This is a genomic window from Amycolatopsis sp. VC5-11, assembly GCF_037034185.1.
Taxonomy (GTDB): Bacteria; Actinomycetota; Actinomycetes; order Mycobacteriales; family Pseudonocardiaceae; genus Amycolatopsis; species Amycolatopsis nivea.
On sequence record NZ_JBAGKF010000023.1, the window covers coordinates 82509 to 95330 of the forward strand.

A 12822-nucleotide genomic window follows, 5' to 3' on the forward strand; every position below is an offset into this window, starting at 1 on the left:
AAGGACTGATCCATGACGACCGACCGACTGCGTCCCGTCCCGGCCGCCGCGATCGCCGAATGGCACGACTCCGCGGACGTGGTGATCGCCGGGTACGGCATCGCCGGGGTGTCCGCGGCGATCGAGGCGGCGAGGTCCGGCGCGCAGGTGCTGATCCTGGAACGCACGAGCGGCTGGGGCGGCGCGGCGGCGCTGGCCGGCGGGTTCGTGTACCTCGGCGGCGGCACTCCGCTCCAGCGCGCCCTCGGTTTCGCGGACAGCGCGAAGAACATGGAGAAGTTCCTGCTCGCGGCCGTCGGCCCGGGCGCGGACGGAGCCAAGATCGCCGACTACTGCCGCGGCAGCCTGGAGCACTACGACTGGCTCGTCGGCAACGGCGTGCCCTTCCGCGAGGCGCTCTGGGACGAGCCCGGCTGGGAACCGCCGCACGACGAAGGCCTGGCGTACTCCGGCGGCGAGAACGCGGCCCCGTTCAACGCCGTCGCCAGGCCTGCGCCGCGCGGGCACGTGCCGCGGATGAGCAACAAGCGCACGGGCGAGCAAGGCGGCGGATACATGCTGATGAAGCCGCTCGCGGAGACCGCGGAAGCGCTCGGCGTGCGCGTTTCCTACGACGTCCGCCTGAGCAGTCTCATTGTGGACGGAGACCGAGTCGTCGGAGTGCTCGCGCGGCGCTACGGACGCGAGATCGCCGTGCGGGCCGACCTCGGTGTCGTCCTGGCTACCGGCGGATTCGCCTACTCAGAGCAGATGGTCGCCGATCACGCGCCGCGGTTGATCGGCCGCCCGGGGGCCGCGATCGAGGAACACGACGGCGTCGGCATCCTGGCGGCCACCGCGTTCGGTGCGGCGACCGCGCACATGGACGCCACGGAGGTCGCGTTCTTCGGCGACCCGCAGATGATGGCGCGCGGCATCCTCGTCAACGGCCAGGGCCAGCGTTACGTCACCGAGGACACGTACCCGGGCCGGATCGGCCAGGCGACGCTGTTCCACCAGGACAACCAGGCGTACCTGGTGATCGACGAACAGGCGCACGAGGAAGCGCTCGCGACCGAGACCGCGACCCCGAACTTCCGCGTCCCGCCGACCTGGGCCGCGGAGACCATCGCCGAACTCGAGGCCGACATGGGCCTCCCGGAACGGGCGTTGCAAACCACGGTCGAGCTTTACAACACGTATGCGGCGCAAGGCCGGGACCCGCTGTTCGGCAAGAAACCGGAATGGCTGCGCCCGCTTACCGGCGCGGTCGCTGCCTTCGACCTGCGAGGCGCCACCGCAGGCTTCCCGCTGGGCGGACTGCGGACCGACCTGGACTCGCGGGTGCTGCACGTGTCAGGGGCGCCGATCCCGGGGTTGTTCGCGGCGGGCCGCTGCACGGCGGGGATCTGCACCGGCGGTTACGTCAGCGGCGCTTCGCTGGGCGACGGCAGTTTCTACGGACGCCGGGCCGGGCGCGCGGCGGCGAAGGGGGAAGTGCAGTGACCGAACCGTCCGACCCCGCCCTGATGCGCACCGTGCTGGGGCATTTCGCGACCGGCGTCGTGGCGATCACCGGCATGGACGAGGAAACCGGCTCGCCGGTCGGGCTGGCGGCGAACTCGTTCACGTCGGTGTCGCTGGATCCGCCGCTGGTTGCCTTCTGCGTAGCCGCGACCAGCACTTCGTGGCCGCGGGTGCGCTCGGCGGGGTGTTACGCGATCAGCATCCTGTCCGAGTCGCAGGAAGCGGTGTGCCGTCAGCTGGCGGCCCGGGGCGCCGACAAGTTCGCGGGGATCGACTGGACGCCGTCGCCTTCGGGCGCGCCCGTGGTGGCCGGTTCGCTGGCGTGGATCGAGGCGGAACTCGATGCCGAGCACGTGGCAGGCGATCACGCGATCGTGGTTTCGCGGGTGCGGCATCTGTACTCGTCGGACCTGGAGCCGCTGGTCTTTTTCCGGGGCCGCTACGGGCGGATCAGCGCGGGCGTCCGCTGATCGGGAAGGGCGATCGACCGGCCCCGGTTCCGCTGGCAAGGTCGGGCCATGACCCCCGAACTGCTTGAACTCCCCACCGAACACGGTGTGCTGCGCTACCGGGAAAGCGGCGACGGCCCGCCTTTGGTGCTGCTGCACGGTTCCGGGCCCGGCGTGACCGGATGGCGCAACTTCGGCGCCAACCTGCCGGCCTTCGCCCCGCACTATCGCACGATCGTCCTGGAGTTCCCGGGTTTCGGGGTCAGCGACGATTTCGGTGCCGTGCACCCGATGCAGTCCGCCAGGACCGCCGTGCGGGCGCTGCTCGACGGTCTCTCCCTGGATCGCGTGCGCATGGTCGGCAACTCGATGGGCGGGTTCGTCGCGACGGATTTCGCCCTCGCGGCCCCCGAACGCGTCGAGCGGCTGGTCACGATCGGCGGCATCGGAACCCCGATTTTCAGTGCCCAGCCCGGGGAAGGGATCGTCCGGCTCAGCGAGTTCGTCGAAAACCCGACCCGCGACGCGCTCGTCGCCTGGCTGCGCTCGATGGTCTACGACCAGGCGATGGTCACCGAGGAACTGATCGAGGAACGCTGGAGCCAGGCGACGGATCCCGCCACGCTGGAGAACTCGCGCCGGATGTACGGCGCGGCGGCACTGGCCGCGATGGCGGCCGCCGCACGCAGCGCGGAAACCCCGGCCTGGGCCCAGCTTCGCCGCCTCGACGTCCCGACCCTGGTCACCTGGGGGCGCGACGACCGCGTCAGCCCGGTCGACATGGCGTTGCTTCCGATGCGTGCGCTGCCGCAGGGCGAGGTGCACATCTTCCCGAACTGCGGGCACTGGGTCATGATCGAACAGAAAGCCGCCTGGGAAGCCACTGTCCTGGCTTTCCTCGGCCGCTGATGTTCCGCTGACTGGACTCGGCCGGGGGACCGGCGCACCCGGCGAAATACGGTGACCCGGCCTCCTGCCGAGAACGAAGTGGAGTTCGAAGGACATGAAGAAGAAAATGCCCGCGCTCGTGCCTGCCGAGGACACGACCGTCGATCTCCTCGTCGTCGGCTCGGGAACCGGGATGGCCGCCGCGCTCGCGGCCCACGAACGCGGACTGTCCACTTTGGTCGTCGAGAAGACCGGCTATGTCGGCGGATCGACCGCGCGTTCCGGCGGGGCGTTCTGGATCCCCGGGAACGCCGCGTTGCCGGACCGCTCGGTCGCCGACGCGGGCACCTATCTGAACGCCGTGGTCGGTGACTCGGCCCCGGCCGAACGCGGCCGCGCCTACCTTGAGCACGGTGCCGCCGCCGTCGACATGCTGCGCCGCACCACTCCCATGCGGTTCTTCTGGGCCAAGGGCTATTCCGACTACCACCCCGAGGAAGCGGGCGGCCGTCCGGAAGGCCGGACGTGCGAATGCCGCCCGTTCAACGCCTCCGTCCTCGGCGACGAGCGCCCCAGGCTGCGTCCCGGCGTGATGGAAGCGCCGGTCCCGATGCCGGTCACCGGCGCGGACTACAAGTGGATGAACCTGGTGGCGCGCAAGCCGCTCAAGGCGTTGCCGCGGATCTTCGCCCGGGCCGCGCTGGGCATCGGCGGCATGCTGATCGGCCGCGACTATCTCGCGGGCGGGCAAGCGCTTGCGGCCGGGATGTTCGCGGGCGTGCTGCGCGCGGGCATTCCCGTGTGGACAGAGACCGCCCTCGTCCGCCTGCTGCGCGACGGCGACCGGGTCACCGGAGCCGTTCTGCGGCAAGGGGATCGCGAAGTCACCGTGCAGGCCCGGCGCGGCGTCGTCCTGGCCGCGGGCGGCTTCGACCACGACGTCGACGCACGGCACAAGTTCCAGTCGCCTCGGCTCGGCGAGTACAGCCTGGGTGCGGAAGGCAACACCGGCGACGGCATCCTGGCCGGCCAGGAACTCGGCGCGGGCACCGCTTTGCTGGACCAGGCCTGGTGGTTCCCGGCCTTCGCCCCGGTGCCGGGCGGCGCCCCGGCGGTCATGCTTGCCGAACGTTCGCTGCCGGGTTCGTTCATCGTCGACCAGACCGGGAAACGGTTCATCAACGAGGCGACTGACTACATGTCGTTCGGGCAGGAAATCCTGGCGCGCGACCGGGCCGGGACGCCGGTCGAGGAGATGTGGCTGGTTTTCGACCAGCGCTACCGCGACAGCTACATCCTCGCCGGCCGCTGCTTTCCGCGGCAGCCGCTCCCGGAATCGTGGTACCGGGCAGGAATCGCCCACAAGTCGGACGACCTCGGCGCACTCGCCCGAGCGATCGGCGTTCCGGCGGATTCCTTCCAGAACACCTTCCAGCAGTTCAACACTCTCGCCGCCACCGGACGCGACACCGCCTTCGGCCGCGGCGACAGCGCGTACGACCGTTACTACGGCGACCCCACGATCGTCCCCAACCCGAACCTGGCCCCGCTGCGCCGCGCGCCGTACTACGCGGTCAAGGTGGTCCTGAGCGACCTCGGCACGTGCGGGGGATTGGTCGCCGACGAACACGCCCGAGTCCTGCGCGAGGACGGTACTGTGATGGAAGGCCTGTACGCGATCGGAAACACGGCGGCGAACGCCTTCGGCGCGTCGTACCCGGGCGCGGGCGCGACGATCGGACAGGGCGTGGTGTACGGGTACATCGCCGCTCTGCACGCGGCGGGCGCGTCTTCGTAACGTCCTTTGTGGACCGGGCGGGGTTTGTGTTCGGTCCACAAAGGACTACTTGGGGAGTCGGGTCAATCCGCTCAATGCCAGCCGCAATCCGCGCGCTTCCCACCGTTCGATGTCGGCGAAGTCATCGGACCCGCCGTTCTGCACCCACTGGATCAGCGCGTGCCGCATCGTCTGAATCACCAGCAGCGCCGGAAGCTCGCGCAGGAACGGGTCCTCGTCGAGCTCGTAATACCGCGCCAGAAACCGCGTCACTGCCTCGCTGAGCCCCTCGCACCACTCCACGAACCGGAGCCGGTACTGCGGCGTGTTGACGATCAGCGTCATGATCTGGTGGTCGTACTCCGGCACCTGCCGCCGGTTCAGCTCCGTGGTGAGCGCGGCCGTCAGGATCTCGACCGGGTCCGCGTCGTCCGGCGCGTCCTCGAGTCCCTGGAGGATGACCCGTTCGCTGCGGCGCAGCAGCGGCATCAGGACGTCCTCCTTGACCGGGAAGTGCCGGTGGAACGTCCGCGGGTTGATCCCGACGATCTCGCAGATCCGCTCGACAGTGACCGCCGTGTGGCCCTCGGCCACGAACAGGTCGCGTGCGGTGAGCGCGATGCTCATCCGCAGCTCCTCGGCCCGGCGCTCGGTGAGGGTCTGCCGTTTCGGCTCCGTCACCAGGACTCCCTCCCTGTCGCGTGCATGGACCGTAGCCGCCCGGACGCGCCTGGTGCTGCCCGCTGACCGCTCTGCGGAACAACGCGCCGTCCGGCCACGGGTGTCAGAATATGACACGTTCGGGCGCGGCTCGCGGCGATCCTGCTACGCTCGGGTGTGATGAACGACTACTCGTGCAGATCGGAGGTTCCGTTCGCCCCGGGTGAGTGCTGATGCACCCATTCCCCGCGAACGAAAATCCTCGTCTTCTTTCCTGGGCGCGCGTGCGACAGTTCGCCGTGCCGCCGTCTATGATCGAGTCAGCGACTGCCCGCCGGGCCGCGGGCGACTGGGCCGGAGCCTGCGCCGCCGCCCGCGTCGACGTGGATCTGAACCTGCGAACGGCAAGCCGGGCCCACGGCGCTGGGCTGGCCGCACAGATCCGCGCCGATCTCCGGCAGCTGGCTCCTGACCTGCTCCGCTGGCATTTCCCGAGAATCGCCCCGGACGGCCTGCTGCGTCCCGGACTCACCGTGTCCCTGGCCCGCTACGGCGACATCCAGCTCGTCGCGCGCACGCCGCCGGCGTGGGCGGCTGCCGGGCAGCGGATCAGCCTTGCGCTGTGGTCACCCTCGCAGCGCGACGCCGGTCTGCACCCGCATCCCCGGCCTGACCGGCGTTATCGCCTGGATCTGCACCGCCACCTGTGGGACGTGCGCCGCGCGGGCGAGTTGGGGGAGCGGTCGGGGCGCTGGCCGCCGGACCGCGCCAGCCCGATCCTGCCCGGAACGGGCGAGTTTCGGGACCGGCCGGGCCGTTGGCCGCAGGGCCGGACCTGGTCGTTCCTGCCGGGAGCGGTCGAGTTGCAGGACCGGTCGGGCCGCTGGCCGCCGGACCAGAGCAGCTCGTTCCCGCCGGGAATGGGCCACAGCGCGGGCGAATTGCGCGAACGGTCGAGCCATCGGCCGCCGGACCGCACCAGCCCGATCCCGCCCGGAATCGGCCCCTGCGCCGTAGACCGGTGGCGCGCCGAGGCGAAGCTGCTGCTGCGCGCGGAGGGGAGCACGGGCGGCCTCGTCTCCGTCCGGCTCACCTCCCGGCACCGGCTGACCCTGAACCTGGGCGGGCGAAACCCCACCGGCAGGATCCCGGTCCTGCCGGACGCCGCGACCTGGGTCCTGCCCGACCTGGAACTGCTCCACGCCGGACTGCTCGAAGCCAGTCAGCTGCATCCGCTCGTCGCGGCGGCACTCCGGCCCGGCCCTCGGCCCAGCACGGCACAAAACCCCAGCCACCCAAGGAATTCCCGTCCCGTCGAATGCCGCGGTGCCACCCATCGGATCGGCGTGGTGGACGGCGTGCTCGTCCCGCTGGACCACGACCCCAGCGAGATCCGCCGCGAGGAACTCCTGGGCGCGCTGGGCGGCCCCGAACTGCCGTGCCTGCGGGCAATCGACGAAGCACACCGGTCGCCGGAAAACCTCGTGGACGTCCGCGCGCGGCTGGACCATGGCGACGCCGCCGGTGCCCTCGCCATCGTCGAAAGTCTGCTCGGACCGGACGTGCTCCTGCGCAGCGGAGCTCTGCGCGAAGAACTCGAAACGGCTGTGCGCGGCCAAGTCGTCCATGGCCTCTACCGGGCTGGACTCGCCGGTCGGGGACCCCTTCGGTCCGCTCCGGACACCACCCGGCGGGCGCGCCGCCGCCACTCGCTGAACCAACCCCCAAGGTGATCAAAACTGTCTGCTGCCATGGAAATTTCTGCTGAAACCCGACGCCCGCTGGACGTCGCCGCCGATCTGCTCGTCCTCCTGGACGACACGAAAACCGAACCGCGCCCGGACAGTCAGCTGGAAGCCTTGACGCTGGCCGTGTCCGCCGATCTGCCGGTGCTGCTGTGGGGCGAGCCCGGCATCGGCAAGACAGCCGCGCTGAACCACCTCGCTGAGGCCCTCGAACTCCCGCTGACGACGGTGATCGCCAGCGTGCACGAACCATCCGACTTCTCCGGCCTGCCGGTGGTCGGCGACGACCCCGCCGTGCAGGGCGTGCCGATGGCCCCGCCGGACTGGGCCGTGCGCCTGGTCCAAGCGGGGCAGGGATTACTGTTCCTGGACGAGCTTTCCACCGCGCCGCCCGCCGTTCAGGCCGCGCTGCTGCGGGTCGTGCTGGAACGACGGGTCGGCGCGCTGCGGCTTCCGCCGGGCGTCCGGATCGTGGCCGCCGCGAACCCGCGTTCCTCCGCGGCCGACGGCTGGGAACTGAGCCCGCCGCTGGCCAACCGCTTCGTACACCTGCAGTGGACCTACGACCACGACGTCGTGGTACGCGGACTCGGCGGCACGTGGCCGAAGGCAACGCTGCCCCAGCTAGACCCAGTGCTGCTGCCGGACGCCGTGACGTTCGCTCGCCGGGCGGTCTGCGGACTGCTGACCGCCCGGCCCGGCCTCGTGCACCAACTGCCGAAGAGCGAAACCCGCCGCGGCGGTCCGTGGCCCTCGCCGCGCAGCTGGGAAATGACCCTGCGCCTGATCGCCTTCGCCACCGCCGCGGGCGCCTCCCGGGAAGTGCTGTCCATGCTGGTGCGCGGCACGGTCGGCGACGGTCCCGGGCTGGAGCTGCTGGCCAGCCTGGACCGGATGGATTTGCCAGACCCGGAAACCTTGCTCGCGAACCCGCACACTGCCGTCTTGCCCGAACGCGGCGACCTCCGCCAGACCGTGCTCGACGGTGTGGTGGAAGCGGTACGGAAACGACCGGATCAGTCCCGCTGGGACGCGGCGTGGTCGCTGCTGGTGCTGGCACTGGAAACCGGCGCGCCGGACCTGGTGGTCGTGCCCGCGTCGACACTCGCCTCGCTGCGCCGCGACGACTGGCAGGTCCCACCGGCGATCGAGCGGCTTTCCGGAGCGGTCGCCTTGTCCCGGCGCGCGGACCGCGTGGGGGAGAAGTGATGGACGAGGAGAAGCTCTACGCCGCGCGGCTATACGCCGTCCGGCAGCGACCGTATCTGGCGACTGCGTTGTTCGCCTTGCATGTGGTGGAGTCACGGAGAGTGCCGACGATGGCCGTCGACCGCCACTGGCGCTGCTACGTGTCGCCGGGGTTCGTGGACCGCATGCCGCTGGAGGAGCTGGCCGGAGTCTGGGTGCACGAGGTCTCCCACCTGCTGCGCGACCACCACGGCCGCAGCGACCGGTTCGCCGCGGAACACGAGCTCACCGGGCCGGGGGAGCGATTGCGGATGAACATCGCCGCCGACTGCGAAATCAACGACGACGTCTTCGGCGGCGGCCTGGTCCGGCCGGAGGGCGCCGTCGACCCGCAGTTGCTCAGGCTGCGCGAGGGGGAGCTGATGGAGGAATACCTGACGCAATTCCGCCTCGGCCCCTACACCGCGGGTTACGCCTGGCTCGACTGCGGCAGCGGCGCCGACGGTCTGGACCGCGAGTGGGAGCTGGGCCCGGACGGCGCGAACGCACTCAGCGAGCAGGAACGAGACGCCGTCCGGTTCCGCGTCGCGCAAGGCATCAACGGCAACCCCGGCGCGGTCCCGGCGGGATGGAAACGCTGGGCCGAGGAAGCGTTCCACCCGCCGCAACCGTGGCGGAAACTGCTGGGCGCGGCCCTCCGATCGGCGATTTCCGGTGCGGGCGAGGATTACACCTACGGCCGTCCCGCGCGCAGATCGGCCAGCCTGCCCGGCGTCGTCCTGCCGAGCCTGCGCCGCCGCCCGCCGCAGGTTTGCGTCATCGTCGACACTTCCGGCTCGGTGAGCGACGCCGAATTGGGCAGCGCGATCCTCGAAATCGCCGAGATCGTCCGCGCGGTCGGCGGTCGACGCGATCTGGTTTCGGTGCTGTCGTGCGACGCCGCCGCGTATGTGACGCAGTTGTGCCGAGACGAGGGAATCCCGTTGCTGGGCGGCGGCGGGACGGATCTGTGCGCCGGCTTCGCCGAAGCGCTGAAGCGCAGCCCGCGCCCGGACGTCCTCGTGGCGTTGACCGACGGCCAAACCCCTTGGCCCGCCACGAAACCGCCGTGCCGGACGGTGGTGGGCCTGTTCCGCCGGGAACATCAGGTGAACGAAAACGACCCCGATTACCGGCCGGAGGCCCCGCCCGATTGGGCCCGGGTGGTCACGGTGGGATGAGCTGCCTTCGGAGAATGTCTTTCACCGGCCTCGACGCCTGGCTGAGCGCTCGAGCCGCCGGTGGGCGGTGCCGAACCGGCTTGCCCTCCGGTTCGATACGGCGTCCATCACCAAGCTCTTCACGGCGGTGGCCGCCTTGCCGCTGGTGGACGAGGGACGGCTGGAGCTGGACACGCCGATCACCGAGATCGTCGACTTGCCCCGGACGCGCCACCATTTGCCGAATTTCGCCGCCAAGCCACCGAATTTCCCGCCGGGGGAGGGGGCATGACCGCGTCGGATTTCTTCGACCGCCGGGAAGCGGTGGTGGACATTGCCGAGGGCTGCGATCCGGTCGTCGATGCCGGGGGCGGGTCACCGGGTGGCGGCAGAACATCTTCAGCTACCCGCCGATCGGCGCGCGGTCATGTCGAACGCGGAGTACGGCAGCCTTGCTGTGATCCGCGAAATCGACCGGCGGATCGAGGACGCCTGACGCCGTCGCGTACCGCCGGCCGGGTGAGGCAGGGTTGCACAAAACGGGCGCCCCGAAGGTATGTTGGCGGCATCGCCGGTCTCGCCGCACCCGACCAGCCGAACGAGGGGGCGTTCCGACCGCAGGCCCGGCCCCGCGTGTTCCCGGTCCCCGCCCCGCTTTTCGCGAGGAGGGAACGAAAATCATGCACGGCAACGCCCCGCCGTTGAGCCTGACCGTCGTGTGCCCGGCCGGCCGCCCCGCGACGACGCTCGCCCGCACCGCGAAGTCGACTGTGGTCACCCTCGCCGGGGACCTCGACGCCGCCGACGTTCCCCGGCTCCGCCGGATCGTGTCCGGTGAACTCGGGCTGCGGCCGCCTGCCCTGCTCGTAGACCTGACCGAGGTGCCGTTCTGCTCCGCCCGGGTCCTGAAATCCCTCGCCGAACTGGCCGAGAACGCCCGCGGCTCCGGGGTGCGGTTCGCGGTGGTCGCGCAACAGCGGGCTGTGCTGCGCCCGCTGGCGTTGCTGGGTCTCAACCGCGTGCTGCCCGTCATGCGCAGTCTCGACGACGCCGTTCTGAACGCGCGCACGCGCCGCAGAACCGCGCAGCCGGTCCCGGTCCCGCCTTGGCTCAAGCGAGCGCGTCCTCTGTGGACTTACCCTCCGTGAGCGTGGCTCACCGAGGTGGCGGATTGCGCCACCTGGCCCAGTGGTAGCGGGGGCAACAGCGGGTATCCCCACCCCATGAACCGGATCGCCGCCAAGGTCGCCCGAGGCGAAAAGACCGACACCGCCCAGCTCCTCGGCCGGGCCGGAATGGTTTGTTACGCGCTCGTGCACCTCATCCTCGCCTACCTCGCCCTGCGGGTCGCCTTCGGCAGCGGCGGACAGCCCGATCAGAAGGGCGCGTTGCAAGAGGTCGGGTCGACGGCGTTCGGCCAGGTCCTGCTGTGGGTGCTCGCGGCCGGGCTCGTCGCGTTCGGGCTGTGGCAGTTCTTGATGGCCGCGACCGGATACACCTGGACCAGCGGCGGAAAACGGACGCGCAAACGGTTCGGCGCCGCCGCGCGAGGAATCGTCGTGCTCGCGATCGGCGCCACCGCCTTCCGCCTCGCCGCGGGCCAGGGCGGCGGTGGTTCGAGCGACCAGACCCAGCAGGAATTCACCGCGAAGCTGCTCCAGTTGCCCGCCGGTCCCGCACTCGTGGTGGCCGCCGCCGCGATCGTGCTCGGCGTCGCTGTCGCGGCCGGGGTCAAGGGCGTGAAGCAGAGTTTCCTCGAGGATCTCGACCTTGCCGGGCTGCCCGGCAAGACCCGCCGCTGGGTCGGATGGCTGGGCAGCACCGGGTACCTGGCGAAGGCAGTCGTTTTCGCGGTGACCGCGTTCCTGCTGGGCTACGCCGGTTTCCGCTCCGACGCGAAACAGGCGGGCGGGTTGGATGCCAGCCTGAAAACCCTCGCCGCCCAGCCGTTCGGCGCGGTGCTGCTGACGGTGGTGGCGCTCGGTCTCGCGGCCTTCGGTGTTTATTGCTTGGCTGCGGCGTGGGCGCATCGGCGCTGACGGGCCTGGCGGTCAGGGAGCGCCCGCGAGCAAGTCCACGACATCCTCGCCGCGGCCTCGCTCTGGGAACCGGTTCCGTTGCCGGTCCGCGCCGCAGCCTTCGGCGCACAGTTGCGCTGTGGGTTCCTGCGCGGATCTCGGATGAGGTCAGCTCGGCCAGAGCGGTGTTGCTGACGAGCCCGCAGTCAGGGAGTGCCCGCAAGCAGGTCCACGACATCCTCGCCCCGCCCCCGCTCAGCGAACCGCCGCCGTTGCCGGTCCGCGCCGCAGCCCTCGGCACACAGCTGCGCCGTCGCCTCTTGCGCGAACTCCAGATCCCCGGCCGATTCCAGCGCGGACGACGTCACCTCGATCAAATCCGCGAGCACCGCCTTCGCCGGGGCCAAATCGCCACTCCGCGGGTGCGGGCAACAACCGCTGATGCCGTCCCGCGACGCGCGCCAGAGGTGGGCTCGCAGCACCTCGTTCGGCAGGTCCGGCGGGGGATTGTCGTCCGCCAGTGCGGTGGCGACCAGGCCTCGCGCCAGCACTCCCAGCAAGACCGCCTCCTCGGGCGTCGCGGCGACGTCGGCGATGCGGAACTCGATCGTCGGCTGCTTCTCCGAGAGCCGGGCGTCCCAGTAGACCATCCCGCGGTCGAGGATCGCGCCCGAGCGCAGCCACGCGTCGACGACGCTTTCGTACTCGTCGAGCGACGCGAACCGCGGCGGCGGGCCGGCCGAGGGCCAGCGGCTCCATTGCTGGTAGCGCCAGCTGCGGTAACCGGTGTCGTAGCCGTCGGCGATCGCGGAATTCGCGGTCACGGTCAGCAGCGCCGGCAGCCACGGCCGGATCCGCCCGAGCACCTGGATGCCGGTCTCCTTGTCCGGGATCGCGACGTGCACGTGGCAGCCGCAGGTCAGCGACGTCCGCGCGGTCGCCCCGAAATGCTCGCCGATCCGCTCGTAGCGCGGACTCGGCGTGACGTCCGGCAACCCCTCCTCCGACACCGGCGGCGAGGCCGCGGGCAGCAACCGGCGGTTCTGCCGCCGCGCGGCCGCCGCCAGGTCTTCGCGCAACTCGCGCAGCCGCTGCAGTGCCTCGCCACGGGTCCGGCAGACGTCGGTGGCGATCTCGGCCTGCGCCTGGGTCAGTTCGTGCTGCAGTTCACCGTTGTCGCCGCCCGTTTCCGCGGCGCGGTCGACGACGTCGTCCGCCTGGGCCAGCCGGCCGTCGCGGTCGACGACGAAGAACTCCTCCTCGATGCCGAAGGTCAGCTCGTCGCCGGTCTGGTCGTTCACCGAGGTTCTCCTGGGGTCGGGGGCATCGGAGTACCCCGGCGGCCTCGCGCGCAAACGACGTTTTCCCCGCCCGGAAAAGGGTAATCCGCGG

Annotated in this window: 12 protein-coding genes; 10 read left to right on the forward strand and 2 right to left on the reverse strand. The window is 70.8% G+C overall.

Annotation, left to right across the window (positions count from 1 at the left end):
- The first annotated feature begins 12 nt into the window (after positions 1-12).
- The 4 genes from WA670_RS40200 to WA670_RS40215 all read left to right on the forward strand — a co-directional run bounded on the left by WA670_RS40200 (position 13) and on the right by WA670_RS40215 (position 4641).
- A complete protein-coding gene (locus WA670_RS40200) occupies positions 13-1485 on the forward strand; it encodes an FAD-dependent oxidoreductase (RefSeq protein WP_134729000.1) in 1473 nt (490 codons plus the stop codon).
- Complete coding sequence (locus WA670_RS40205) at positions 1482-1976, forward strand: flavin reductase family protein (RefSeq protein ID WP_205673144.1); 495 nt, start codon at positions 1482-1484, stop codon at positions 1974-1976. Before WA670_RS40200 ends, WA670_RS40205 begins: the two co-directional genes overlap by 4 nt.
- Before the next feature lie 48 nt (positions 1977-2024).
- Complete coding sequence (locus tag WA670_RS40210; protein WP_134729001.1) at positions 2025-2864, forward strand: alpha/beta fold hydrolase; 840 nt, start codon at positions 2025-2027, stop codon at positions 2862-2864.
- Positions 2865-2958: 94 nt separating this feature from the next.
- Positions 2959-4641 carry a 3-ketosteroid-delta-1-dehydrogenase gene (locus tag WA670_RS40215; RefSeq protein WP_336161337.1) on the forward strand — a complete coding sequence of 561 codons (1683 nt, stop codon included), beginning with the start codon at positions 2959-2961 and terminating at the stop codon, positions 4639-4641.
- Between the two features lie 45 nt (positions 4642-4686).
- Here the strand turns inward: WA670_RS40215 and WA670_RS40220 are convergent, their stop codons facing one another.
- Positions 4687-5301 (reverse strand): TetR/AcrR family transcriptional regulator, encoded by a 615-nt coding sequence (locus WA670_RS40220; protein ID WP_336161339.1) that lies wholly within the window; start codon positions 5299-5301, stop codon positions 4687-4689.
- 263 nt (positions 5302-5564) lie between these two features.
- On the opposite strand from WA670_RS40220, the gene WA670_RS40225 reads away from it, so the two are divergent.
- From WA670_RS40225 to WA670_RS40250, 6 genes are all read left to right on the forward strand, one after another.
- Positions 5565-7013 carry a hypothetical protein gene (locus WA670_RS40225; protein WP_336161341.1) on the forward strand — a complete coding sequence of 483 codons (1449 nt, stop codon included), beginning with the start codon at positions 5565-5567 and terminating at the stop codon, positions 7011-7013.
- An 18-nt stretch (positions 7014-7031) separates the two neighbouring features.
- A complete protein-coding gene (locus WA670_RS40230) occupies positions 7032-8234 on the forward strand; it encodes an AAA family ATPase (RefSeq protein WP_336161343.1) in 1203 nt (400 codons plus the stop codon).
- A complete protein-coding gene (locus tag WA670_RS40235; protein ID WP_336161345.1) occupies positions 8234-9433 on the forward strand; it encodes a vWA domain-containing protein in 1200 nt (399 codons plus the stop codon). Before WA670_RS40230 ends, WA670_RS40235 begins: the two co-directional genes overlap by 1 nt.
- A gap of 67 nt (positions 9434-9500) precedes the next feature.
- The gene (locus WA670_RS40240) at positions 9501-9704 is read left to right on the forward strand and encodes a serine hydrolase (RefSeq protein WP_336161347.1); all 204 of its coding nucleotides are present in this window, start codon (positions 9501-9503) and stop codon (positions 9702-9704) included.
- A 388-nt stretch (positions 9705-10092) separates the two neighbouring features.
- Entirely contained in the window at positions 10093-10560 is a 468-nt protein-coding gene (locus WA670_RS40245; protein WP_238605610.1) for an STAS domain-containing protein, read from the forward strand.
- 75 nt (positions 10561-10635) lie between these two features.
- Positions 10636-11451 carry a DUF1206 domain-containing protein gene (locus WA670_RS40250; RefSeq protein WP_134729005.1) on the forward strand — a complete coding sequence of 272 codons (816 nt, stop codon included), beginning with the start codon at positions 10636-10638 and terminating at the stop codon, positions 11449-11451.
- 185 nt (positions 11452-11636) lie between these two features.
- Here the strand turns inward: WA670_RS40250 and WA670_RS40255 are convergent, their stop codons facing one another.
- Entirely contained in the window at positions 11637-12731 is a 1095-nt protein-coding gene (locus WA670_RS40255; RefSeq protein ID WP_336161350.1) for a carboxylate-amine ligase, read from the reverse strand.
- Positions 12732-12822 lie beyond the last annotated feature (91 nt).

What these genes read in the sequence shown, in the direction of transcription:
- WA670_RS40200 (WP_134729000.1), top strand. Translation starts at nt 13, where the DNA reads ATGACGACCGACCGACTGCGTCCCGTCCCGGCCGCCGCGATCGCCGAA.
- WA670_RS40210 (WP_134729001.1), top strand. Translation starts at nt 2,025, where the DNA reads ATGACCCCCGAACTGCTTGAACTCCCCACCGAACACGGTGTGCTGCGC.
- WA670_RS40215 (WP_336161337.1), top strand. Translation starts at nt 2,959, where the DNA reads ATGAAGAAGAAAATGCCCGCGCTCGTGCCTGCCGAGGACACGACCGTC.
- WA670_RS40230 (WP_336161343.1), top strand. Translation starts at nt 7,032, where the DNA reads ATGGAAATTTCTGCTGAAACCCGACGCCCGCTGGACGTCGCCGCCGAT.
- WA670_RS40235 (WP_336161345.1), top strand. Translation starts at nt 8,234, where the DNA reads ATGGACGAGGAGAAGCTCTACGCCGCGCGGCTATACGCCGTCCGGCAG.
- WA670_RS40245 (WP_238605610.1), top strand. Translation starts at nt 10,093, where the DNA reads ATGCACGGCAACGCCCCGCCGTTGAGCCTGACCGTCGTGTGCCCGGCC.
- WA670_RS40250 (WP_134729005.1), top strand. Translation starts at nt 10,636, where the DNA reads ATGAACCGGATCGCCGCCAAGGTCGCCCGAGGCGAAAAGACCGACACC.